This is a genomic window from Serratia sp. CY43202 (assembly GCF_052168755.1).
In the GTDB taxonomy this organism is placed as follows: domain Bacteria; phylum Pseudomonadota; class Gammaproteobacteria; order Enterobacterales; family Enterobacteriaceae; genus Serratia; species Serratia bockelmannii.
The window spans coordinates 55,356-78,986 of sequence record NZ_JBJNMB010000012.1 but is presented as its reverse complement, the minus strand read 5'-3'; the positions used below and the strand labels follow the sequence as shown (position 1 = coordinate 78,986).

Sequence of the window (23,631 nt, the reverse complement as noted above, 5' to 3'; positions counted from 1 at the left end):
AGAAGGGTATCAATAGTAGGAGTGCTCGCCGCGCTGGTGCTCGGTCAGGTCACGCACGCCTTTCAGCTCCGGGAATTTCTGCAGCAGCTCTTTCTCGATGCCTTCTTTCAGCGTGACGTCGACCATCGAACAACCGTTGCAACCGCCGCCGAACTGCAGGATTGCCATGTTGTCGTCGGTGATCTCCATCAGCGTGACGCGGCCGCCGTGGCCCGCCAGCTGTGGGTTGATCTGCGACTGCAGCACGTATTCCACGCGCTCCATCAGCGGCGCGTCGTCATCGACCTTGCGCATTTTGGCGTTTGGCGCTTTCAGCGTCAGCTGAGAACCCAGTTGGTCGGTCACGAAGTCGATTTCGGCGTCTTCCAGATACGGCGCGCTCAGCTCATCGACATAGGCGGACAGTTTGTCGAACTTCAGTTCGGTATCCGTCGCTTCTACCGCGTCCGGCGGGCAATAAGAGACACCGCATTCGGCCGTCGGCGTGCCCGGGTTGATCACGAATACGCGGATTTGGGTGCCTTCTTCTTGATTTGCCAGCAGTTTGGCAAAGTGTTCCTGTGCAGTATCTGTTATACGGATCATAGCATTAGCTCAATAGTTGACTTCTATAGTCGGTTATAATACGCCCATTGCCGTGGCACTACAACGTGCGGCAAATGCACCATATCTGCACCGAGGCGGCGCCTTGCCGCTGCAGCAGCGCCGCTATCTGCGCGACGGTGCTGCCGGTGGTCACCACGTCATCCACCAGGGCGATATGCCGGCCGGCGACCGATGCCACGCAAACGAACGCGCGTTGCAGATTGCGCCTGCGTACCCCGGCGCTCAGCCGCTGTTGCGGGGCGGTTTTGCGCACCCGGCGCAAGGCGGCGGGCTGATAGGTGCAGCCCAGCCAGCGCGCCAGCGGCCGGGCCAACAGATCGCTCTGGTTATAACCACGGTGCCAGCAGCGTGTTGCATACAAGGGTACCGCTAAAATCAGGTCGGGTCTGTTCAGATACTGCTCTCTGCGCGCCTGCTGCCACCGCAACAACATCAGGCGCGCTAGCGTCGGCGCCAGCTCGGGCGCGCGGTGGAACTTGAACCTTTTTACCAGTTGGCTGAGGGGCGCAACGTAGTCGCCGACGAACACCAGCCGTTGCCAGGGCGGTGGCCGTTGCAGGCAGCGGCCGCAGGGCGTTCGCGTCTTCCCGGCGGGCAATCCGCAGCGCGGGCAACACGGCGGGTGGGCCGGCAGATGACGCAGGCAACAGCTGCAGATGCCATGACGGATCAGGCTCAACGGTTGTCGGCATAGCCAACAACGGCTGCGGATTGATAGCATAGCGTCTCCGTGACGGATAAGTATGAAAGGACAATAACCAATGACAGCGCTGTACTGGCAAACAATAGGCGAAGGCAAACGCGATCTTGTGCTGCTGCACGGCTGGGGATTGAACGCCGAAGTGTGGAGTTGCATTCAGGCGCGACTGACGCCGCATTTTCGCCTGCACCTGGTCGATCTGCCGGGGTACGGCCGTAGCCAGGGGGTCGGTGCCCTGTCGCTGGAGCAGATGACGGAAATCGTGCTGGCGGCTGCCCCGCCGCAGTCCTGGTGGCTTGGCTGGTCGCTCGGTGGGCTGGTGGCCAGCCAGGCGGCGCTGATGCAGCCCGAGCGAGTCAAGGGGCTTATCACCGTAGCCTCCTCGCCGTGCTTTGCCGCCCGCGATGAGTGGCCGGGGATCCGCCCGGACGTGCTGAGCGGTTTCCAGCATCAGCTGAGCCTGGATTTCCAGCGCACCGTCGAGCGTTTTCTGGCGCTGCAGACGCTGGGCACCGAGAGCGCGCGTCAGGATGCGCGCCAACTGAAAGCGGTGGTGCTCAACCAACCGACGCCGAGCGTCGAGGTGCTGAACGGTGGGCTGGAGATCTTGCGCACAGCCGATCTGCGTGCACCGCTGGCGGAGTTGACGCTGCCGCTGCTGCGGATCTACGGCTATCTGGACGGGCTGGTGCCGCGCAAGGTCGCCGAGCTGCTCGACGCCGACTGGCCGAACTCTACGTCGCAGATCGTGGCCAAAGCCGCCCATGCGCCATTTATCTCTCATCCCGATGAATTTGTGACGATGATCGAAGCGTTTATTGCAGCACATTGAATGCAGCGTGAAAACGCACGATAGAGCGCGAAAAAAAACGCCGCCGGGTGGATAAAAGACAAAGCTGTTCAATACTTAGTGAGTCAATGCGTTGGCTGCAAAATGAAAAGACCGCGTGCGGCGATTTTCATTTTGGCGTTTCGTCTCTGGGAAACAGGCCCCGTCAGGGAAAGCAACGAGGCCTGAGGATGTCGCGGCAGCCTGCGGTACTACGCATGGATCCTTGACGGCTTTCATAACAGATAAATTATCCATTGAGAGGTTAGTGTCATGAAATCATTGAAGATGATTATTGCAGCGGCAGTGCTGGGTTCGGTGTCTTTCGGCTCCATGGCGGCAACCCTGCTGACCAAGGAAGATCTGGATAAGAATCCGGGTAAATACGAGAAGATCGGCACCGTCACCACGACGGCGGAAACCACGTCACCGATGGATGCCAAGGAAGAGCTGTCCAAACTGGCAGACGAAAAGGGCGGTCAATACTACGTGATCCTGGCGGGCCGCGAACACGGTAAATTCAGCGCCATCGCCGAAGTTTACAAAGACAAGCAATAAGCCTTGAACGGCAAGGGGCGCCGCTGCGGCGCCCCTGATCGTCAGGCCTTCAGCCGGTAGAACACCGTGCTGCATCCCTGGCCCTGCGGGCAGCTTTTGCAACTGCCGCTCAGACAGGCGCCGCCATCCTGTTCGATACGTTCCACTTTCCCCATTGCCGTCAAACGATCCAGCATCGCCTGCACCAGCGGCAACGGCGTCGCCAGCGATTGGCTGAGCTGCTGCGCCTGGGCGCTGCCGCGCAGCGCCAGCGCATCGCGCACCTGCAGCAGCCTGGCCATCAGTGACAGCTCCCTTTGGCGCTCTGGCAACAGGCCGCCGGCGTGGCGTTGCCCAGGCGCACCGTGACGCGGCTGCGCGCCCGGCGCAGTCCGAACAGCACCAGCAGGTTCACCACCACCACCGCCAGGATCGCCGTCAGGCTGTACTGCGGGTGTTGGTTGAAGGTCGCCGCCTGATAGAACAGCGTCGCCAGCGAGTAGGCGACGTTCAGCCCCCACAGGATAGAGAAGGTCATCCAGCCGCGGCTAGATTCACGGGCGATGGCGCCCATCACCGAAACGCAAGGCACATACAGCAGCACGAAGATCAGGTAGCTGTAGGCGGAAATGCCGGAGCCGAATTTGCTGCTCATCACGCCCATCGAACCGACGCCCATCTCGCCGTCGCCCTTGCTGGCTTCGATCGGGTTGGACAGCACGCTCAGGCTGAAGGTGTTTTTCAGGCCGTCCCAGGTTTCCTGCAGCGCGCCGCCCAGCTCATCGAGCAGGTTGAAGTTGGCGGCGTCGAACGCCTCTTTGTTGATGTGCTCGGCGGTATACAGCGTATTCAGCGTGCCGACCACCACTTCTTTCGCCATCGCGCCGGTCACCAGGCCGACGGTGGCCTGCCAGTTATCGCTGTGGACGCCCATCGGCTGCAGCAGCGGCGTCAACACCTTGGAGACCGAGGCCAGCGCGGAGTCGTTGATGTTGTCGACCGTTTTGCCGCTGAACGAGAAGCTGTTCAGGCCGCCAATGAATATGCTGGCCACCACGATCACCTTACCGGCGCGCAACACGAAGCCTTTCAACCGCTGCCAGGTTTGCAGCAGCAGGCTTTTCAGGTGCGGCACGTGGTAAACCGGCAGCTCCATGACGAACGGTGAGGCTTCGCCGCGCATGAGGGTATATTTGAGTACCAGGCCGGTCAGGATCGCCACCGCGATGCCGAGCATGTATAGCGAGAACACCACCCCAGCACCGTCCTGGCCGAAGAAGGCGGCGGCGAACACCGCGAAGATCGCCAGACGGGCGCCGCACGACATGAACGGCGCCATCATGATGGTGATCAGGCGCTCGCGCTGGGCGTCCAGCGTACGGGCGCCCATGATGGACGGCACGTTGCAACCGAAGCCGACGATCAGCGGCACGAAGGATTTGCCCGGCAGCCCGAGCGCCTGCATCAGGCGATCCATCACGAACGCCGCGCGCGCCATGTAGCCGGAGTCTTCCAGGAATGACAGGAACAGGTACATCATGCCGATCTGCGGCACCAGCGGCAGCACGGTGTTGATGCCGCCGCCGACGCCCTGCGCCAGGAATACGGTCAGCCAGCCGGGGAAGTGCAGGGTGTAGCCGAGCCACTGAATGCCCTGAATGAAGATCGCCGCCGAGCCGATATCGAAGATCGGCTGCAGCGCGCCGCCGATATTGATCGCCAGCAGGAACATCAGGTACATCACCAACAGGAAGATCGGCACGCCCAGCCAGCGGTTGAGGATCACTTTATCCAGCATGTCGGTCAGGCGGTTGGGCATCGCCTGCTGTGAGTTGCTGACCGCGTCGCTCAGGGCGGCGATAGACTGGTAGCGCGCGTCGGCGATCACCAGCGCCGGGTCTTCTTGCTCCTGCTGTTGCAACGCCTGAATGGCCGCAGGCAGCAGCGCGGCGGCGGGGCCGGCCAGCCGGTGGCTGTAGATGTCGCCTTCCAGCATTTGCAATGCCAGCCAGCGGCGTTGCACCGCCGGCAGCGTTTGCGGCATGGCGTCGCTCAGCGTGGCGACCGCTTTCAGCAGTAACGGCGGGTAGTTCACCAGCGCCTGCTGTTCGTTGATGCGATGATTGTCGATCATCTGTTTCAGCACGCCGATGCCGTCGGCGCGGGTGGAGATCATCGGCACTACCGGGCAGCCGAGGCGCGCCGACAGCGCGGCGACGTCGATATCGATATGCTGGCTTTTGGCGATGTCGAGCATGTTCAGCGCCACGATGCAGGGGATGCCCAGCTCCAGCAATTGCAGCGTCAGGTAGAGGTTGCGCTCCAGGTTGGAGGCGTCGACCACGTTGATCAGCAGATCGGCGTCGCCGCTCAAAATGTAGTGGCAGGCGATCTGCTCATCGAGCGACGTTTGCTCTGAAATGGTGGTCAGGGAGTAGGTGCCGGGCAAATCGACCAGCCGCACAGCGGATTGCGGGGTGGTGAAATGGCCTTCTTTGCGTTCGACCGTCACGCCCGCCCAGTTGCCGACCCGTTGGCGTGCGCCGGTCAGCTGGTTGAACAGCGTGGTTTTGCCGGAGTTCGGGTTACCGATTAAGCCGATGGTGAGTTTTTTCATAGTTCAGCGTGTCGTCTTGAAGGAGAACAGCGCCGGCGCAAGAGCGCGTCGGCAAACGGAGGTCAGGGCTGGCCGTCGAGCTGCAGCAGCGCCAGATCCTTCCTGCGCAGCACCAGGCTGACGCGGCGAGTTTTAATTTCTATCGGATCGCCCAACGGCGCGACGCGCACCACGTCGAATGAAGAGCCGGGCAGCATGCCGAGCGATAACAATTTCTGGCGGTAGGCCGGCGCAATTTCACCGGAAAAGCCGACAATCTTATACGTGCGTTTAGGTTGAAGCTGCATGTGATTAACCTTCCGGGTGCCGATGAACATCGGTCTGATGATAATTGGACGTTGCCGGCGAAAATGCCACGCCGTCGGCGGTATTCATCCATAAGGTCATGCAATAAAGTGAGCGCAAATAATAGTAATTATCATTATCGCGTTCAATACAAAAAGTAAGGGTATTGTAACCAATTATTATAGTGACGGCAGTTTTTGATGGCGTTGTCTTGATTAACGATGTTTTATCACTGCTTGCGCTTGGGAACAAATGAGAATGGCGAGTTAAATCAGTTACGTATTTGTAGCCGAGTTTTCTCGTTTGCAAATATCGATGGTTTTTTCCCTTTATTTATTTCCGCTGAAAGGCAATTCGATAACATTATTCCGCCGTAATGCGAGCGGTAACCATTTGTGTTTCTCTCACAATTCGCGAGATGAAAAATATGTGTTAACGGAGTTGTTAATAAATGGCTGCAGAAGGCATTTTTGTTGCCTGAATAATGGGAGGGCGGTCACGCAGGAACGGGAAATAAAAAGATGATGGTTTATTGAGACGGGTCAAGAAATGCCGCAAGTTTTATTCATCAGAAAGGGCGGAGCAGGCTCCGCCCTGTTGGCTCTGGCTTAGCGTTTCTTGCCGAACGCCGCTGCCAGCGCGTCGCCCATGGCGCTGTTGCCGGCCGGCGTCGCATTGCGCGGTTTGGCCTTGTTGCCGCCCGCCGAACGGTTGGCGTTGTCGCGTGCCTGTGCTGGCGCGTTGCCGCCGCGGCGCGGTGAACCTTCGCCCGGTTGCTCATCCAGGCGCATGCTCAGCGCGATGCGTTTGCGCTGCAGATCGACTTCCATCACCTTCACTTTGACGATGTCGCCGGCCTTCACCACGGTGTGCGGATCTTCGACGAACTTGTCCGCCAGCGAGGAGATGTGCACCAGGCCGTCCTGATGCACGCCGATATCCACGAAGGCGCCGAAGTTGGTGACGTTAGTGACCGACCCTTCCAGGATCATCCCCGGCTGCAGATCGTTGAGGGTTTCCACGCCTTCGGCAAAGGTCGCGGTTTTGAACTCCGGACGCGGGTCGCGGCCCGGCTTCTCCAGCTCTTTCAGGATGTCGGTGACCGTTGGCACGCCGAACTTGTCGTCGGTGAAATCGACCGCTTTCAGGCTGCGCACCGCCGAGGCGTTGCCCATCAGGTCCTGCAGCGCCTGCTCGGTGGCGGCCAGGATGCGCTGCACCACCGGGTAGGCTTCCGGGTGAACGGTGGAGGCATCCAGCGGGTTGTCGCCGTGGTTGATGCGCAGGAAGCCGGCGCACTGTTCGAAGGCCTTCGGCCCCAGACGGCTGACCTTCAACAGCTGTTCACGGTTGCTGAAGCGGCCGTTCTCGTCGCGCCAGTTGACGATGTTCTGCGCCATCATGCGCGTCAGGCCGGCCACGCGGGTCAGCAATGGGACCGACGCGGTGTTCAGATCGACGCCGACGGCGTTCACGCAGTCTTCCACCACCGAATCCAGCTTCTTCGCCAACTGGCTCTGGCTGACGTCGTGCTGATACTGGCCGACGCCGATGGATTTCGGATCGATCTTCACCAGCTCCGCCAGCGGATCCTGCAGGCGACGGGCAATGGATACCGCGCCGCGCAGCGACACGTCGAGATCCGGGAATTCCAGCGCCGCCAGTTCGGACGCGGAGTACACCGATGCGCCCGCTTCGCTGACGATCACTTTCTGCGCCCGGACGTCGCTGAACTGCTTTTGCAGGTCGAGATAGAACCGCTCGGTTTCACGCGAAGCGGTGCCGTTGCCGATGGCCACCAGCTCTACATTGTGTTTGATGCACAGCGCCGCGACGATGGCGGCGGCTTTCGCCGCTTGCCCGGTGTGCGGGTAGACGGTGTCGGTGGCGACCAGCTTGCCGGTCGCGTCGACCACGGCGACTTTCACCCCGGTGCGCAGGCCCGGATCGAGACCCATGGTGGCGCGCATGCCGGCTGGCGCGGTCATCAGCAGGTCATGCATGTTGCGGGCGAAGACGTTGATCGCTTCATCTTCCGCGCGCTCGCGCACCGTGCCCATCAGCTCGGTTTCCAGGTGCAGCAACACCTTGATGCGCCAGGTCCAGTTGACCACTGCCTTGCGCCAGGCGTCGGCCGGGGCGTTGTTCAGGCGCAGGTTGAGGTGATTGATGATGATCAGCTCCGCCTGGCTTTCGCGCGGCGCTTCCTCAAATTGCGGATCGGCGTTCAGCGCCAGCTGCAGCACGCCTTCGTTGCGGCCGCGGAACATCGCCAGCGCGCGGTGCGAAGGCACCTGAGAAATCGGTTCGTGGTGATCGAAGTAGTCGCGGAACTTGGCGCCTTCTTCTTCCTTGCCTTCGACCACTTTGGACACCAGATGGGCGTTTTTCCACAAGTAGTCGCGCACCTTGGCCAGCAGCGAGGCATCTTCGGCGAAACGCTCCATCAGGATATAGCGCGCGCCGTCGAGGGCGGCTTTCACGTCCGCCACGCCCTTGTCGGCGTCGACGTAGCGTTCAGCCAGTTGTTCCGGCTGCTGTTGCGGATCCTGCCATAGTGCATCCGCCAACGGTTCCAGACCGGCTTCGATAGCGATCTGGCCGCGGGTGCGGCGTTTCGGTTTATAAGGCAGGTAGAGGTCTTCGAGTTCGGTCTTGCTCAGCGTGGCGTTGATCGCCCCCGCCAGCTGTTCGGTCAGTTTGCCCTGTTCATCGATCGACTTCAGGATGGTCTGGCGACGATCTTCCAGTTCACGCAGATAACCCAGGCGGGTTTCCAGCTGGCGCAGTTGGGTGTCGTCCAGGCCCCCGGTGACTTCCTTACGATAGCGTGCAATAAAGGGCACGGTATTACCTTCATCCAGCAGACGGATGGCGGAGTCGACTTGCTCCGGCCGGGCCTGCAGTTCTGTTGCAATAATGCGGCTCAGTGGGTCATTCATAGGTCTGGTATCTGTATTGAGAACGGTGAATAAACAGGGGGACAGTTATACGGATTGATCGGGGAAAATGCCAGTGGAGCGGGCCGCCGCCGCGCGGCCGCGGCGTGGAGAACAGCTCAGGCGGCGGCGTTGGCGGCGGTTCGGAAAAAGCTGAAAGCTTACTTCGGGTAGTCTATCTCGTTCACGTACCACTGCGCCTCGCCCAGCGGCGTATTGACGGTGGCGACGTCCCCGACCTCTTTTTTCAGCAGGGCGCGCGCCATCGGCGCATCGATGGAGATGTAATCCTTGCGGCCGAAGATCTCGTCGTAACCGACGATGCGAAAGCGTTTGGTCTCGCCGTCTTCGTTCTCTACTTCCACCCAGGCGCCGAAGAACACTTTGCCTTCCTGCTGCGGGGAGTAATCGACGATCTTCAGCTGCTCCAGGCATTTGGTCAGATAGCGGACGCGGCGGTCAATTTCGCGCAGCCGCTTCTTGTTGTACTGGTAGTCGGCGTTTTCGCTTCTGTCGCCCAGGCTGGCGGCCCAGGTCACTTTCTTGGTCACCTCGGGGCGTTCTTCGCGCCAGAGGTAATCCAGCTCTTGTTTGAGCTTGTCATACCCTTCACGGGTTATCAGTTGAGTTCTCATCGTGATTTATCTTTATGGGGCCACCGCCACAGTGTACGTGAATGCGGGGGGCTTTAGAAATGGCGCGCGGGCCTGCGCCTTGTCGCACGGTTTTTATTCAGTTTGCGCAGCTTTTAACAATCGGGAGTATGCTTAGCGATAGCGGAAAAGGAATGTGACGATAAGGAGGATATCTGGCGAGAGAGACAAGGAATTTTGGCGCACAACCCAACACATTGAAGGTATTACCGCATGGAATTTAAAGATTATTACGCCACGATGGGCGTCGAGCCCAACGCCGATCTGAAAACCATCAAAACGGCCTACCGCCGGCTGGCGCGTAAATATCACCCTGACGTGAGCACCGAAGACGACGCCGAGAGCAAATTCAAGGCGCTGGCCGAAGCCTATGAGGTGCTGAAGGACGAAGAGCGCCGCGCCGAGTACGATCAGATCAGGCTGCACCGGAACGATCCGAACTTTGGTCGCCAGGCGCGCGGCGATCACGGCGGCCATCAGCAGAGCGCTTCATGGCACGGCGGCGCCGACACGCAAGATTTCTCCGATTTCTTCGAGAGCATGTTCGGCGGCCGGGCGGCGGGCGGGCATCGCTCCGCTTCACACTCGCACGGCGGGCATGGCTTCCGCGGCCAGGATCTCGAGATGGAGGTGCCGCTGTTCCTCGAGGAAACGCTGCATGGCCAAAGCCGCGAGATCTCCTATACGCTGCCGGTGTATGACGAGCTGGGGCGGCAGGTGAGCGAAGCCAACAAAACGTTGAACGTGAAAATCCCGGCCGGCGTGGGCGACGGCGAGCGCATTCGCCTCAAGGGGCAGGGCGTTGCCGGCGTGGGCGGCGGCCAAAACGGCGATCTGTATCTGGTCATCCGCCTCGCGCCGCACCCGCTGTTTGAGATAGATGGCCACAACCTGAGCATCGTGGCGCCGCTCGCTCCGTGGGAAGCGGCACTGGGTGCCAGCATCGAGGTGCCGACGCTGACCGGAAAAATCGCGCTGACCGTGCCGGCCGGCAGCCAGAGCGGCAAACGGCTGCGGGTCAAAGGCAAAGGGCTGGCGGGCAAGAAAGAGCCCGGCGATCTGTATGTCATTCTCAAGGTGGTGATGCCGCCGAAGCCGAACGAGAAGGCCAGCGCCCTGTGGCGAGAGCTGGCTGAACAGGCGGCGTTCAACCCGCGCGCGGAATGGGAGTAAAGCACATGATGAAGAAAGAGATCACATTCACCGTGGTGGAGCTGTGTCAGCGAGTGGAGATTTCAGAGGATGAGCTGGTCGAGATCGTCGGCCTGGGCGTGATCGTGCCGTTGGAGCCGGCGCAGCCGCGCTGGGAGTTCGATTATCCGGCGCTGAGCCATCTGCAGCGCGCGCGCAGGCTGCGGGCCGAGCTGGATCTGGACTGGCCGGGGATCGCCATGGCGCTGACGCTGCTCGATCGGGTTGATGCGCTACAGCAAGAGAACCGGCAGCTGCGTAGGCAGCTGGCACGTTTCCTGCAGACCTCCTGACCCGACAGCTGAACGCCACCGGGCGCTTCCCCGGTGGCGAAATTGCACAAAATTGGGCCGCTGCCCCACATTGTGCCGATAAAGGGCGAAATTTTGACGAACCCCCGTCGACATTCACTGAAAATTGTTGATAAATGGGGAAAAGAATAAGCTTTGTAACAATTTCGTCTAGAATACATACCATTAAACGCTGTCTCAAATGGCAAGGTTTTCTAACAATATTCGAGTCAGGCAATAAAGCCTTTGGGAGTAATACCATGCAAGAGAATCATAAGATCCTGGTTGTCGATGATGACATGCGCCTGCGCGCGCTTTTAGAACGTTATTTAACCGAACAGGGCTTCCAGGTTCGCAGCGTTGCCAACGCTGAGCAAATGGATCGCTTGCTGACCCGTGAATCCTTCCATTTGATGGTGCTCGATCTGATGTTGCCGGGCGAAGACGGCCTGTCCATCTGCCGCCGTCTGCGTAGCCAGAGCAACCCGATGCCGATCATTATGGTCACCGCGAAAGGCGAAGAGGTCGATCGCATCGTGGGGCTGGAAATCGGCGCCGACGACTACATTCCTAAACCGTTCAACCCGCGTGAGCTGTTGGCTCGTATCCGCGCGGTGCTGCGCCGCCAGGCGAACGAACTGCCGGGCGCGCCTTCGCAGGAAGAGGCGGTGATCGCTTTCGGCAAATTCAAACTGAACCTCGGCACCCGCGAGATGTTCCGCGAAGACGAGCCGATGCCGTTGACCAGCGGCGAATTCGCGGTACTGAAGGCGCTGGTCAGCCACCCGCGTGAACCGCTGTCGCGCGATAAGCTGATGAATCTGGCGCGTGGCCGCGAATACAGCGCCATGGAGCGCTCCATCGACGTGCAGATCTCTCGTCTGCGCCGCATGGTTGAAGAAGATCCGGCGCATCCGCGTTATATCCAGACCGTGTGGGGTCTCGGCTACGTCTTCGTCCCGGACGGCAGCAAGGCATGAGGCGATTGCGCTTTTCACCGCGTAGCTCGTTTGCCCGAACCCTGTTGTTGATCGTCACTTTGCTGTTCGTCAGCCTGGTGACGACCTATCTGGTGGTGCTGAACTTCGCCATCCTGCCCAGCCTGCAGCAGTTCAACAAGGTACTGGCTTACGAAGTGCGTATGCTGATGACCGATCGGCTGCAGCTGGAGGACGGCACGCTGTTGGAAGTGCCGCCGGCGTTCCGTCGTGAGATCTACCGCGAGTTGGGCATTTCTCTCTACACCAACTCGGCGGCGGAGGAGAGCGGCCTGCGCTGGGCGCAGCACTACCAGTTCCTCAGCCAGCAGATGGCGCAGCAGCTCGGCGGGCCGACCGATGTGCGGGTGGAGGTGAACAAGAACTCCCCGGTGGTGTGGCTGAAAACCTGGCTGCAGCCCGATATCTGGGTGCGCGTACCGCTGACGGAAATCCATCAGGGCGACTTCTCTCCGCTGTTCCGTTATACGCTGGCGATCATGCTGCTCGCGATCGGCGGTGCCTGGCTGTTTATTCGTATTCAAAACCGCCCGCTGGTGGAGCTGGAACATGCGGCGCTGCAGGTGGGCAAAGGGATTATTCCGCCGCCGCTGCGCGAGTATGGGGCTTCCGAAGTGCGGTCGGTGACTCGCGCATTCAATCAGATGGCGTCGGGCGTCAAGCAGCTGGCGGACGATCGCACCTTGCTGATGGCCGGGGTCAGCCATGATCTGCGCACGCCGTTGACGCGTATCCGGCTGGCGACGGAGATGATGAGCGCCGAAGACGGTTATCTGGCAGAGTCGATCAATAAAGACATCGAAGAGTGCAACGCCATCATCGAGCAGTTCATCGATTATCTGCGCACCGGGCAGGAGATGCCGACCGAAAGCAGCGACCTGAACGCCATTTTGGGCGAGGTGGTTGCGGCGGAGAGCGGTTATGAGCGGGTGATTGAAACCGCGTTGTCACCGGGCGAACTGATGATGAACGTGCACCCACTGTCGATTAAGCGGGCGGCGGTGAACATGGTGGTGAACGCGGCGCGTTACGGCAACGGTTGGATCAAGGTCAGCAGCGGCCGCGAGCTGCAGCGCGGCTGGTTCCAGGTGGAAGATGACGGCCCGGGCATCAAGCCGGAAGAGTTGAAGCACCTGCTGCAGCCGTTCGTACGCGGTGACAGCGCGCGCAGCACCAGCGGCACCGGTCTGGGGCTGGCGATCGTGCAGCGTATTATCGACGCGCATGACGGCGAACTGGATATCGGCACCAGCGAGCGCGGCGGGCTTTTGATCCGCGCGTATATTCCGTTGCCGATGGAGAAAAAAGAGTCGACCAACGGTCATCAAACGGCCAGGGAAAACGCCTGACCTCTGATGTGGGCCGCGCCGCTGCGGCCCCGTCAGGACTTTCTGCTCATCACGTAGTATTCCGCCGCATCCTCATGCAACCGGCGGCCGGTCGGCGCCTGCCACGGATCGATTAATTCGATACCGCAGTGGAGGAAGTCTTTGGTATTGCGGGTGGCCAGGGCGGCACCGTAATGCAGGCAGGTGGCGGCGATTTGGGTATCCGGCACGCTCATCGCTTTACCCAGCAGCCGATTCCTTGCCGTCAATTCCGCGTATTGCATCGCGCACAGCCCATCAAACGGTAATATCTGCCCCTCGAACTTCAATTCAATGGCGTCCGCCAATTTCAGCTTGAGATCCCGCTGGCGCTTGCCGTCAGGCATGCAGGCGACGCCGCTGAACAGTTCGGCGAGGACAATGGCGCTGAGATAGAGCTCGTCATTGTCCTTTTCATTTAACCAGTTAATGACGTTGTAGTACGGGCTGGGACGCAGCGTTTCTGAAATGACGTTGGTGTCGATAATGATCATGCGTTGTCATCTTCATCATCAAAGGTGACGATGCGTGGCGGCACGGCGTCACGCGGTGGGATCTCCAGCTCAACGCCGCCGAATTCGGCGAAGTGCTGATGCATCCAGGTACCCAATCCATAGCGAGGCGGCTTTTTCACCAGCGCCTGCTTCAGGATCATGCGCGCTTCCTCTTCCATAGAATGGCCGTTTTTCGCCGCTGAGATACGCAGCAGCTCTTTGATTTCGTCGTCCAGATTTCTGACGGTGATAGTCGCCATTTAAACCTCCTTTGCTATCAATGATTGCATTGACTTATTTTCTCGCCTTGCTGGTTAAAAAGCAATCGATGAAAATAAAAAAAGGCGCGGGATCCGCGCCTTAGCTGAAGAGGTAACGCTACCGAATTACAGCTTCGGGCCGGCGCTAACCAGCGCGGCGCCCGCAGGCGTGTCGGTGTATTTGTCGAAGTTGGTGATGAAGCGCTCGGCCAGATCCTGCGCTTTTTCCTGCCACTGCTCGAGGCTGGCGTAGGTATTGCGCGGATCGAGGATCTCTGGGTTCACGCCCGGCAGCGCGGTCGGCATCGCCAGATCGAAGATTGGCAGGGTAACGGTTTCCGCCTTGTCGATTTCACCGCTCAGGATGGCGTCGATGATGCCGCGCGTATCTTTGATCGAGATGCGTTTGCCGGTGCCGTTCCAGCCGGTGTTGACCAGGTAAGCCTGGGCGCCGGCGGCCTGCATGCGTTTCACCAACACTTCGGCGTACTGCGTCGGGTGCAGTGACAGGAACGCAGCGCCGAAGCAGGCGGAGAAGGTTGGCGTTGGCTCGGTTACGCCGCGTTCGGTGCCGGCCAATTTGGCGGTGAAACCGGACAGGAAGTGATACTGAGTCTGGTTGGCGGTCAGACGCGATACCGGCGGCAACACGCCGAAGGCGTCGGCGGTCAGGAAGATCACTTTGGTGGCGTGACCCGCTTTGGACACCGGCTTGACGATGTTTTGGATATGGTAGATCGGGTAAGAAACGCGGGTGTTCTCGGTTTTCGAACCGTCGTTGAAGTCGATGCTGCCGTCGGCCAGCACGGTGACGTTTTCCAGCAGCGCGTCGCGTTTGATGGCGTGATAGATGTCCGGCTCGGCTTCTTCAGACAGCTTGATGGTCTTGGCGTAGCAGCCGCCTTCGAAGTTAAACACGCCGTCGTCGTCCCAGCCGTGCTCGTCATCGCCGATCAGCTGACGCTTAGGATCGGTGGAAAGGGTGGTCTTGCCGGTACCGGACAGGCCGAAGAACACCGCCACGTCGCCTTTCTCGCCCACGTTGGCCGAGCAGTGCATCGAAGCGATGCCTTTCAGCGGCAGCAGGTAGTTCATCATCGAGAACATGCCTTTCTTCATTTCGCCGCCGTACCAGGTGCCGCCGATCAGCTGCATGCGCTCGGTCAGGTTGAAGGCGACGAAGTTCTCCGAGTTCAGGCCTTGTTGCTGCCAGTTCGGGTTGGTGCATTTGGCGCCGTTCATCACCACGAAGTCCGGCTCGAAGTCAGCCAGCTCGTCGTCGCTCGGGCGGATGAACATGTTTTTCACGAAGTGCGCCTGCCAGGCCACCTCGGTGATGAAACGCACTTTCAGGCGCGAGTCAGCGTTGGCGCCGCAGAAGGTATCCACCACGAACAGACGTTTGCCGGAAAGCTGCTCGGTGACCAGGTGTTTCAGATCGGCCCACACTTCCGGGCTGAGAGGTTTGTTGTCGTTTTTGCCTTTGCCCTGATCGGCCCACCACACGGTATCGCGGGTGATGTCGTCGCGGACGATGTATTTGTCTTTCGGCGAACGGCCGGTGAAGATGCCGGTATCGACGGAGACGGCACCCAGCTTGGTGACTACCCCACGCTCAAAACCTTCCAGAGATGGGTCTGTTTCTTCCTTAAACAGCAGTTCATAGCTCGGGTTGTGAACGATTTCGCTAACGTCGTGAATGCCGTAAGCGGCCAGATCCTGAGGGGTTATACCTTTAACGCGCATGTTACTACTCCTTGGTCACAGAATTTCTGGCGGCAATTGTAGGGATCTAACGGTGAGTAACCGCGATGGGTATCAAATATTTAACGTTTTAGGCGGTATTTCGTTACGATCTGAGAGATAGCACACGGAAAAAAGCAAACGTGCAAACGGCGGGCGTTGGCGGGCGCCGGGGGCGCCCGCCGAAAAGGTGTTACTTAGTGCAACTGGTCGCTTTCACTGGTGTTACCCGCATACAACGCGGCAACATCAACCGGGTCAAAGACATAGTGGCTGCCACAGTAGTCGCAGTGCATGTCGATATTACCGTCCTGCTCCAGCATGTCCGCCACTTCATCGGTCGGCAGGGTCATCAGCGCGTCGGCGCAACGCTGGCGCGAACAGGTGCAACGGAACTGCACGTCCTGCGGTTCGTACAAGGTGACCTCTTCCTGATGGTACAGGCGGTACAACACTTCGTTGGCCGGCAGGCCGAACAGCTCTTCGCTTTTGACCGTGTTGGTCAGTTGCACCAGATGATCGAAATCATCGAGGTTGCCGTCCTGCGCCGGCAGCACCTGCAGCAGCATACCGGCTGCTGCGGCATTGCCTTCCACTTCGCCGGTGCGGATGAACAGGCGGGTTGGCAGCTGCTCGGACTGGCGGAAGTAGGCTTCCAGGCATTCTGCCAGGGTTTCACCTTCCAGGCCGACCACGCCCTGATAGCGCTCGCCTTCCGTCGGGGAAATGGTGATGACCATGACGCCGTTGCCGATCATCTGATGCAGGGTGCTGTCGTCGGCGATAGGCGCCTGGGTGCGCGCAACGCCACGCATCTCCTGGCGGTTGTTGCCGTTGATCACGGCCAGCTTCAGCGGGCCGTCGCCCTGCAGCTGCACGGTGATGTCGCCGTCGAACTTCAGGGTTGCGGTCAACAGACTGGTGGCGACCAGCAGTTCACCCAGCAGCTTTTGCACCGGCGCCGGGTAGTCGTGGTTGTTCAGGATCTGCTGATAGGTTTCGCTGACGGTAACCAGCTCGCCGCGCACCGCGTAGTTTTCAAACAGGTAACGGTGCAATTGGTCATGGTTGGACATAATCTTCTCTCATTACGGTGAGGGGTTATTCCGGCTCACCAAATTTAAATTTCATCAGGTCGCGCCGCTCCTTTTTGTCCGGACGACGGTCCGGATGCGGCATGGTCAACGCGTTCATCTTGCGCGCCAGCGCCATTTTTTCGCGGTTGGCGATGCTGGCTTCGGTTTCCTGATACATTTGCTGCGCCTCGTTGGCACCGCGGCGTTGGTTGGTCAGCGCCAGCACGATCACCGTACGTTCTTCGTTGCCCTGTCGCAGCTTAAGCTCGGCATTGAGTTCGACAATCTTGCTCGGTTTGCCGCGCTGGCCGTTGTAATGCACCTTGCCGCCGTCGATCATTTCGCGCGCCAGCGCGCGAGTCTTATAGAAGCGTGCGGCCCACAGCCACTTATCCAGCCGGACCGCGTCGTCGCGCGTCGCTTTTTCCTTCATGCTTCCCCCTTGGCCAGCGCCGGTATCAGCAGACGGTAGTCGCGCATCGACGGATGGCGCTGGAAGCTTTTTTCCGCCGTGCTGGAGTCCGGGTTTTGCACGCCCAGGCAGTAACGAATGCCGAAAGTGCGCGCCGCGTCGAGGATCGGCTCGCCGTCATCGACAAATAGCGTGCGCTGTGGGTTGAACCCGGTGTGCTGTTGCACCGCCTGCCACAGACGCTGATCTTCTTTCGGATAACCAAATGTGTGGGTGGAAAACAATAAATCAAGGTGCCGATCGAGGCCGGTATGCTCGATTTTCACCGCCAGGCTGTGAGGATGGGCGTTGGTCAGCAAAATGGTTTGCAGACCGGCGTCGCGCAGCGCCCGTAAAAACGGCTCGGTGTCTTCGCGCAGCCGCGCGCGGCTACCGACTTCGCTGGTCATGCGGTAGATGTCCAGATCCAACCGCTCGCTCCAGTAATCGAAGCAATACCAGTTCATGGTGTGCTGCACCGCCTGATATTCCCGTTCAATGATATGACGGGCTTCGTCGAACGGAATGGCGCGCCTTTCGCTCAGCGCTTGCGGCACCAGGCTGAGCCAGAAGTGGCTGTCGAACTCCAGATCCAGCAAGGTGCCGTCCATATCCAGCAGCACGGTATCGATCTGCGGCCAATCAAACTCGGGAACCATAAAAACTCCATGGGCGGACCGACGGGCGGTCCGCAGATGAGAATAATAGCGTTAGCGTAGCATAAGCAGATGACAGGGCGGAGACCCCCGGCGTCAGGTTCAGGCCATCGGCCGCATTGACATCGGATTGAGCTGCGGATTGAAGCAGCTGTCGTAGTAACGCTGGATATCGGCGACGCGGTGCTGATTGATGCGCCGACGCTGTACCAGCCGCCAGGCGTTATAGCCCAGGCTGACGACCACCGCCAGCAACAGCAGGCTGGTACCGAGGTAGCGCCACAGGGTGATCATGTCCGGTTCGCTGTGCAACGCCACGTGGCGGGTGCCGTTGGCATCGACGCTGAGGCTGGTGATCACCCCCTGCGCCTGGAATGGGGTATGCAGCAGCAGAGTGGAAAGGCGCTGCAACTCATTCCACTGGTCAAGAGCGTTGTATTCGCTCTGCGGCGCTGAGGATTGCGGATGGCTGACCAACTGTCGACCTTCATCGCTGCGGATCAGGAAACCGCCCGGCGGCGGGCTGTTGAGCGCCGCGGCGGCCAGACGCGTTTCATTGAAGATGAACGACGACGTGGCCACTTTGGTCAGGCTTTCCAGCGACTCGGCGCTTACCGGGCGCAGCAGGACGTTGACGCCTTGCAGCGCGCCTGATCTGGCGCGTTTCACCAGGCCGCTCCAGTTTTTGGCGTTGCCCAGGTTGACCAGCGCGTTTTTCAGCCGCACACAGTCGTTTTCTGCCTGGCATAAATCCTGTGTTTTCAAAACGATATCAGAAAAGTCATCCAACAGGATCATGCCGGATTTCTCGATGGCGCTGGCCAGCTGCGGGTTGATCTTCTGATCGGTACCGCTCGGATGCAGCTGGCTGTTGACCGTGGCCAGCAGGGCCGTCGCTTTGTCTATGACTTCTGATTCCGGCTGCGGCAGCGGGGCGGCGTTGTTCCAGTAAATGCCGGAGCAATCGAACGGCGCAAAATTGACGGCGCCGCCACCGTTGGCCGGCGGCGGCACATAGCACATGCCGCTGCCGCGCACCTTCAGGGTGTCGCCGATGCGCAGCGGCGTAGCTTCCAGCGCCTGTACGCTGGTCACTTCCACTTTTTGCGCGCCTTGCAGCCAGGCCATGCTGAGGGTCAGCGGCAGATTGAGCGGGATATAGATCAGCAACAACAGCAGTACCAGTGCCGAACTGGCGACCAGCACCGCGTTGCGGCCCCACTGCTGCAGCGGAAAATTCTTCACTTCGTCATGCAGCGAGAGGAAACGGCCCTGGCGCACCACCTGCCGATTGAGGTAGACGTCCACATCGGTGGTCTTGCCCAAGTCTTGCGTCAGGTACGGCTGCCAGTGCGGCGGGTAGATAAGATCGATGATGCCGAGTGAAATGTTGCTGATCTGTCCCTGGCCGGATTCGCCGAACAGTCCCCAGCGCTTCGGCGTGCCGCGCAGGCAGTGGATCTCTTTCAGCTCGCGTGACGCCGGACGGCGGAACAGGTTCCAGCATCCCCAGGCGATCATCAGCACCGCCACGAAAATCATCCACGGGATCACCAGCACCGGGCTGATCAGGCTGAAGAACAGCAGCAGCAGCGCGGCGGAGATGATGACGGCTTCACGGATGCCGTTCGGCCGGTTCAGCGCATGCTCTTCCGGCGTTTCCTTACGAATGTTCACCAGCTCGACATGTTCGCTCTCTTCCTTGCGGATGGAAGCGTTTTTGGTCGGCGCGGCGGTCACCACCGGCGGCTGCGGCCGGTCGTGAATATGATCTTTCAGCGAGTGCCCGTTGAGCGAAATCACCAGCGGCAGCGTCTGGGTTCGGATCACTTCCACATGGTTGTCGGCGGTGATGTAGGGTTCCCAAAACGGCGGCAGATGTACCTCTTCGGCATCGAGGTAATAGCGCCATTTATTGGGATCGTCGCTGGCCAGACCGTAGCGGGTGATGGCGTGCGTGACGGGATAAACGTTATCGCTTTGCGGGGTGAGCGCCAGTTTGGCTGCGGGCAGCGTAGCGCCGCCGCCGGGCAACAGTTTGTTGCTCAGCTTGTTTTGCTGATTGAGGTAGAACTCGACCGCGGCGCGCTCTTCATCGGTCAGCTTGCGGTGGGCAGGCTTGATAAACGGCAACGCGTGCGCCAGCGCCGACGGGTTGCGGGCCTTGAACCACAGGTACAGGCCGGCGGCAATCAGGCAGACAAGCACTAAGGCCAATATCAACACTATTGTGCTCATGCAATCCCCATCTCACACCCGTGAATTTCGCCAACCTGATGAAAAGCTGAATATTATACGGAGTAAACCGCCAGGAGGCACCCAGAACTAATGAGGGAACAAACAGATTCTCGCTCTGGATCTCATTCCTTCATGACGCAAGGCCATTTTATCACTGATTCTTGCCTGCGTGATACTAGCAACCGGCCTCTGCCGTCGATATCGGCATTATCCTATTTTCATGCGTGCTGTTTGCTGAATCAGTACGGAAAATCGCCCGCCGCTGGCTACGCTTGTTAAAAGAAAGTAAATTACTGTTCATGCTCGTTGCGGCGGAGCTTGCCATTAACGCACAATGTGATCAGGATCGAATTTGGTCAGCATTTGAGCGCCAACGAGCCGTGCGTTACGCCAATCATTATTTCGGTTGCCCCGTCCACGCCTGGGTAACCTCTTTGAGGCAATCATGGATAAACACCTGCAAAAACCTAAAATTCTGAAAGTGGAAACGGTCGCGCGTTCGCGTTTGTTCAACGTCGAGTCGGTCGATTTGGAATTCAGCAACGGGGTTCGGCGGGTGTATGAGCGCATGCGGCCTTCGGATCGCGAAGCGGTGATGATCGTGCCGGTGATTGGCGATGACCTGCTGCTGATCCGCGAATATGCGGTGGGCACTGAATCCTATGAGCTGGGTTTCCCGAAAGGGTTGATCGATCCCGGAGAGGGCGTGCTGGAAGCGGCCAACCGCGAGCTGATGGAAGAGGTGGGATACGGCGCGAAGCGCTTTGATTTTCTCAGTAAGCTGACGATGGCGCCATCCTACTTTTCCAGCAAAATGAATATCGTGCTGGCCCACGATCTCTACCCGCAGAGCCTGGAAGGGGATGAACCGGAGCCCTTGCCGCAGGTGCGCTGGCCGATCGCCAACATGATGGCGTTGCTGGCGGAACCGGATTTCCGTGAGGCGCGCAACGTCAGCGCGCTGTTTCTCTCCGAGGCGTTTTTGCGCGCGTCGCGCTGATACGCTTCGCGCCGAATAAAAAAAGGGCCAGATTTCTCTGGCCCTTTTCGATCAGAACAGCTCGTGGCTTTCACCGCCCGGATCGGTCAACGTGGTGCCGGTATCGCGCGATGGGTAGTCCGTCGGCTGCGTCCCTTCGATAAAGTACTCGGAACGGCTGCCACCGCCACCGCCGGAGAGCTTGCCGCTGCTTTTGTCGATGGTGACGCTGATGATGCCTGGCGGCGGCGTGACTTTCTGCTCCGGAATGCCTTCCAGCGCGGTCTTCATGAAGTCGTCCCACGCCGGCTGGGCGCTCTTGGCTCCGCCTTCACCGCCGGAAATCTGATCCGGGATAGCGCCGGATACCGTCGAACGGCCCAGATCGCGGCGGTGATCGTCGAAACCGATCCACACCGACGTCACGGTATCCGGGCCATAGCCGGAGAACCAGGCGTCTTTGGAACTGTTGGTGGTACCGGTTTTGCCGCCGATATCATGACGTTTCAGATCGCGCCCGGCACGCCAGGCAGTGCCCATCCAACCCGGTTCGCCGAAGATGTTGCTGTTCAGCGCATCGTGGATCAGGAAGGCCAGCGGCGTGCTGATCACGTGCGGCGCATACTGTTGGTCACCGTCTTGCTGCACCTGAGCCGGGGTAACCTGCTCCAGCTGCGGCATCGGCACCGTGCTGTTGCTGCCTTCCTGCGAGGTGGCGACGTTTTCGATGTTGTCGTCGGACAGCACCGCCGAACGGTGGGTGTCGCCGTAGATCACCGGCAGGTTGCAGCTGCTGCACACCACTTTCGGTTTAGCTTCGAACACCGTATTGCCGTTGTCGTCTTCAATCTTGGTGATGAAGTACGGGTCAACCAGGTAACCGCCGTTCGCCAGCACCGCGTAGCCGCGTACCAGCTGCATCGGGGTGAAGGAGGCGGAACCTAGCGCCAGCGATTCGGTATGCACGATGTTCTGTGCCGGGAAGCCGAAGCGCTGCAGATATTCCGCCGCGTAGTCGACGCCCATCGCACGCATTGCGCGCACCATCACCACGTTCTTCGATTGCCCCAGCCCCTGCCGCAGGCGAATCGGGCCGTCGTAGGTCGGCGGTGAGTTCTTCGGCCGCCAGTCGGTGCCGGCGCCGGCATCCCAGCGGGTGATCGGCAAATCGTTCAGGATGGTGGCCAGCGTCAGGCCTTTATCCATCGCGGCGGTGTACAGGAACGGTTTGATGTTTGACCCCACCTGACGCAGGGCCTGCGTCACGCGGTTGAACTTGCTCTGGTTGAAGTCGAAGCCGCCGACCAGCGCTTTCACCGCGCCGTCGTTCGGGTTGATCGAGACCAGCGCCGAGTTGACGTCCGGCACCTGCGACAGCCACCAGGCGTCGTTCACTTTACGCACCCATACCTGCTGACCTGTCTGCACCACGTCAGTGACGCGTTTCGGCGTTGGGCCTTGCTGAGTGTCTGAACGGTACGGCCGCGCCCAGCGCATGGTGGCCATCGGCAGGGCAATGCTGCTGCCGTCGGCCAGCATCGCCGTCGCTTCCTGCGGGTTAGTAGCGGTGATGACCGCCGGCGCCAGTGGGCCGTAGCTCGGCAAGTTTTTCAGCGAGTCGACAATCTGTTTGCGATCCCAGGCCGCTTCGCCGACTTTCCACAACACGTTGGATGGGCCGCGGTAGCCGTGGCGCATGTCATAGGCCAGCACGTTGTTGCGTACCGACTCCTGCGCCGCCAGCTGCAGCCGTTTGGTGACGGTGGTGTAAACCTTGTAACCGTCGGTATAGGCGTTTTCACCGTAGCGCTTGATCATCTCCTGACGCACCATCTCGGAGAGATACGGCGCGGAGAAGCTGATTTCCGGCGCATGGTAGTTGGCGACCAGATCTTCGGCGCGCGCCTGATCGTACTGCGCCTGCGTGATGTAATGCTCGTCCAGCATGCGCGACAGCACCACGTTGCGGCGGGCAACGGCGCGATCGTGCGAATAGAGCGGGTTGAAGGTAGACGGGGCTTTCGGCAGGCCGGCGATGGTCGCCATCTCGCTCAGGGTGAGCTGGCTGACGTCTTTGCCGAAATAGACCTGTGCGGCGGCGCCCACGCCGTAGGCGCGGTAACCCAGATAGATCTTGTTCAGATACAGCTCAAGGATTTCATCCTTGGTGAGCATCTGCTCGATGCGTACCGCCAGGAAAGCTTCCTTGATTTTACGCATCAGGGTGCGTTCCGGGCTTAAGAAGAAGTTACGCGCCAGCTGTTGGGTAATGGTACTGGCCCCCTGCGAAGCGTGGCCGGAGACCAGCGCGATTGAGGCGGCGCGGAAGATGCCGACCGGATCGACGCCATGGTGATCATAGAAGCGGCTGTCTTCGGTGGCGATAAATGCGTGCACCATCACCGGCGGAATTTGATCCAGTTTCAGCGGAATGCGGCGCTTCTCACCGTATTGGGCGATCAGTTCGCCATCGGCGCTGTAAACCTGCATCGGTATCTGCAGCCGTACGTCTTTCAGCGTTGCGACGTCGGGCAGCTGCGGCTCGACATATTTGTACAAGCCGAAAATCGAGGCTGCTCCCAGCACGATGCAACATACTGCAAGGATTAGTAAATACTTTACGAACTTCACCTGAGATTTCCCATTTCTAAGTCATTTGGGCAGTTTATAAACAACCGCGCGGTAGTATAAAGGCAAGCCTGCGACATGGATATGTTCTTTT

22 protein-coding genes are annotated in these 23,631 nt (G+C 59.7%); 7 read left to right on the top strand and 15 right to left on the bottom strand.

Features of this window, described 5'->3' with window-relative positions:
* Positions 1 to 9: 9 nt before the first annotated feature.
* Both nfuA and gntX read right to left on the bottom strand, forming a co-directional pair.
* A complete protein-coding gene (gene nfuA / locus ACJ8J5_RS22635) occupies positions 10 to 585 on the bottom strand; it encodes a Fe-S biogenesis protein NfuA (protein ID WP_025304558.1) in 576 nt (191 codons plus the stop codon).
* Positions 586 to 643: 58 nt separating this feature from the next.
* A complete protein-coding gene (gntX, locus tag ACJ8J5_RS22630) occupies positions 644 to 1,327 on the bottom strand; it encodes a DNA utilization protein GntX (protein WP_025304557.1) in 684 nt (227 codons plus the stop codon).
* Positions 1,328 to 1,367: 40 nt separating this feature from the next.
* On the opposite strand from gntX, the gene bioH reads away from it, so the two are divergent.
* Together bioH and ACJ8J5_RS22620 are read left to right on the top strand one after the other, a co-directional pair.
* Positions 1,368 to 2,138, top strand: a complete 771-nt coding sequence (gene bioH, locus ACJ8J5_RS22625) for a pimeloyl-ACP methyl ester esterase BioH (protein WP_414105010.1) — start codon at positions 1,368 to 1,370, stop codon at positions 2,136 to 2,138.
* Between the two features lie 270 nt (positions 2,139 to 2,408).
* The gene (locus ACJ8J5_RS22620) at positions 2,409 to 2,693 is read left to right on the top strand and encodes a YdgH/BhsA/McbA-like domain containing protein (RefSeq protein WP_004930765.1); all 285 of its coding nucleotides are present in this window, start codon (positions 2,409 to 2,411) and stop codon (positions 2,691 to 2,693) included.
* A 41-nt stretch (positions 2,694 to 2,734) separates the two neighbouring features.
* Here the strand turns inward: ACJ8J5_RS22620 and ACJ8J5_RS22615 are convergent, their stop codons facing one another.
* The 5 genes from ACJ8J5_RS22615 to greB form a co-directional block, all read right to left on the bottom strand.
* Complete coding sequence (locus ACJ8J5_RS22615; RefSeq protein WP_025304555.1) at positions 2,735 to 2,974, bottom strand: FeoC-like transcriptional regulator; 240 nt, start codon at positions 2,972 to 2,974, stop codon at positions 2,735 to 2,737.
* Positions 2,974 to 5,289, bottom strand: coding sequence for a Fe(2+) transporter permease subunit FeoB (gene feoB, locus ACJ8J5_RS22610; protein WP_414105009.1), 2,316 nt, complete (start codon positions 5,287 to 5,289; stop codon positions 2,974 to 2,976). Before feoB ends, ACJ8J5_RS22615 begins: the two co-directional genes overlap by 1 nt.
* A gap of 62 nt (positions 5,290 to 5,351) precedes the next feature.
* The gene (feoA, locus tag ACJ8J5_RS22605) at positions 5,352 to 5,576 is read right to left on the bottom strand and encodes a ferrous iron transporter A (protein ID WP_025304553.1); all 225 of its coding nucleotides are present in this window, start codon (positions 5,574 to 5,576) and stop codon (positions 5,352 to 5,354) included.
* Positions 5,577 to 6,182: 606 nt separating this feature from the next.
* Positions 6,183 to 8,516, bottom strand: coding sequence for a Tex family protein (locus ACJ8J5_RS22600; protein WP_442520500.1), 2,334 nt, complete (start codon positions 8,514 to 8,516; stop codon positions 6,183 to 6,185).
* Between the two features lie 158 nt (positions 8,517 to 8,674).
* Positions 8,675 to 9,148, bottom strand: coding sequence for a transcription elongation factor GreB (gene greB, locus ACJ8J5_RS22595; protein ID WP_038878177.1), 474 nt, complete (start codon positions 9,146 to 9,148; stop codon positions 8,675 to 8,677).
* A 231-nt stretch (positions 9,149 to 9,379) separates the two neighbouring features.
* On the opposite strand from greB, the gene cbpA reads away from it, so the two are divergent.
* The 4 genes from cbpA to envZ all read left to right on the top strand — a co-directional run bounded on the left by cbpA (position 9,380) and on the right by envZ (position 12,994).
* Entirely contained in the window at positions 9,380 to 10,339 is a 960-nt protein-coding gene (gene cbpA / locus ACJ8J5_RS22590; RefSeq protein ID WP_414105007.1) for a curved DNA-binding protein, read from the top strand.
* Between the two features lie 5 nt (positions 10,340 to 10,344).
* Positions 10,345 to 10,650, top strand: coding sequence for a chaperone modulator CbpM (locus tag ACJ8J5_RS22585; protein WP_004930739.1), 306 nt, complete (start codon positions 10,345 to 10,347; stop codon positions 10,648 to 10,650).
* Positions 10,651 to 10,907: 257 nt separating this feature from the next.
* Positions 10,908 to 11,627, top strand: coding sequence for an osmolarity response regulator transcription factor OmpR (gene ompR / locus ACJ8J5_RS22580; RefSeq protein WP_004709363.1), 720 nt, complete (start codon positions 10,908 to 10,910; stop codon positions 11,625 to 11,627).
* Entirely contained in the window at positions 11,624 to 12,994 is a 1,371-nt protein-coding gene (gene envZ / locus ACJ8J5_RS22575) for a two-component system sensor histidine kinase EnvZ (protein WP_015379311.1), read from the top strand. Before ompR ends, envZ begins: the two co-directional genes overlap by 4 nt.
* Before the next feature lie 32 nt (positions 12,995 to 13,026).
* On the opposite strand, the gene ACJ8J5_RS22570 is transcribed toward envZ, so the two are convergent.
* The 7 genes from ACJ8J5_RS22570 to ACJ8J5_RS22540 all read right to left on the bottom strand — a co-directional run bounded on the left by ACJ8J5_RS22570 (position 13,027) and on the right by ACJ8J5_RS22540 (position 19,930).
* Entirely contained in the window at positions 13,027 to 13,506 is a 480-nt protein-coding gene (locus tag ACJ8J5_RS22570) for a type II toxin-antitoxin system VapC family toxin (protein WP_016930378.1), read from the bottom strand.
* Positions 13,503 to 13,766, bottom strand: coding sequence for a FitA-like ribbon-helix-helix domain-containing protein (locus ACJ8J5_RS22565; protein ID WP_004930730.1), 264 nt, complete (start codon positions 13,764 to 13,766; stop codon positions 13,503 to 13,505). Before ACJ8J5_RS22565 ends, ACJ8J5_RS22570 begins: the two co-directional genes overlap by 4 nt.
* A 126-nt stretch (positions 13,767 to 13,892) precedes the next feature.
* Positions 13,893 to 15,512, bottom strand: a complete 1,620-nt coding sequence (pckA, locus tag ACJ8J5_RS22560; RefSeq protein ID WP_043138920.1) for a phosphoenolpyruvate carboxykinase (ATP) — start codon at positions 15,510 to 15,512, stop codon at positions 13,893 to 13,895.
* A 194-nt stretch (positions 15,513 to 15,706) separates the two neighbouring features.
* On the bottom strand, positions 15,707 to 16,585 hold the full coding sequence (hslO, locus tag ACJ8J5_RS22555; protein WP_147823723.1) for an Hsp33 family molecular chaperone HslO: 879 nt from the start codon (positions 16,583 to 16,585) through the stop codon (positions 15,707 to 15,709).
* Between the two features lie 25 nt (positions 16,586 to 16,610).
* The gene (gene hslR / locus ACJ8J5_RS22550; protein ID WP_151429165.1) at positions 16,611 to 17,018 is read right to left on the bottom strand and encodes a ribosome-associated heat shock protein Hsp15; all 408 of its coding nucleotides are present in this window, start codon (positions 17,016 to 17,018) and stop codon (positions 16,611 to 16,613) included.
* Positions 17,015 to 17,695, bottom strand: coding sequence for a GMP/IMP nucleotidase (yrfG, locus tag ACJ8J5_RS22545; protein ID WP_025304546.1), 681 nt, complete (start codon positions 17,693 to 17,695; stop codon positions 17,015 to 17,017). The genes hslR and yrfG overlap by 4 nt, the downstream gene beginning before the upstream one ends.
* Before the next feature lie 99 nt (positions 17,696 to 17,794).
* On the bottom strand, positions 17,795 to 19,930 hold the full coding sequence (locus ACJ8J5_RS22540) for an intracellular growth attenuator family protein (protein WP_025304545.1): 2,136 nt from the start codon (positions 19,928 to 19,930) through the stop codon (positions 17,795 to 17,797).
* A 445-nt stretch (positions 19,931 to 20,375) separates the two neighbouring features.
* Between ACJ8J5_RS22540 and nudE the strand changes: the two genes are divergently transcribed.
* Entirely contained in the window at positions 20,376 to 20,930 is a 555-nt protein-coding gene (gene nudE, locus ACJ8J5_RS22535; protein ID WP_015379304.1) for an ADP compounds hydrolase NudE, read from the top strand.
* Between the two features lie 51 nt (positions 20,931 to 20,981).
* Here the strand turns inward: nudE and mrcA are convergent, their stop codons facing one another.
* Positions 20,982 to 23,540, bottom strand: a complete 2,559-nt coding sequence (gene mrcA / locus ACJ8J5_RS22530; RefSeq protein ID WP_325979022.1) for a peptidoglycan glycosyltransferase/peptidoglycan DD-transpeptidase MrcA — start codon at positions 23,538 to 23,540, stop codon at positions 20,982 to 20,984.
* Between the last annotated feature and the right edge of the window lie 91 nt (positions 23,541 to 23,631).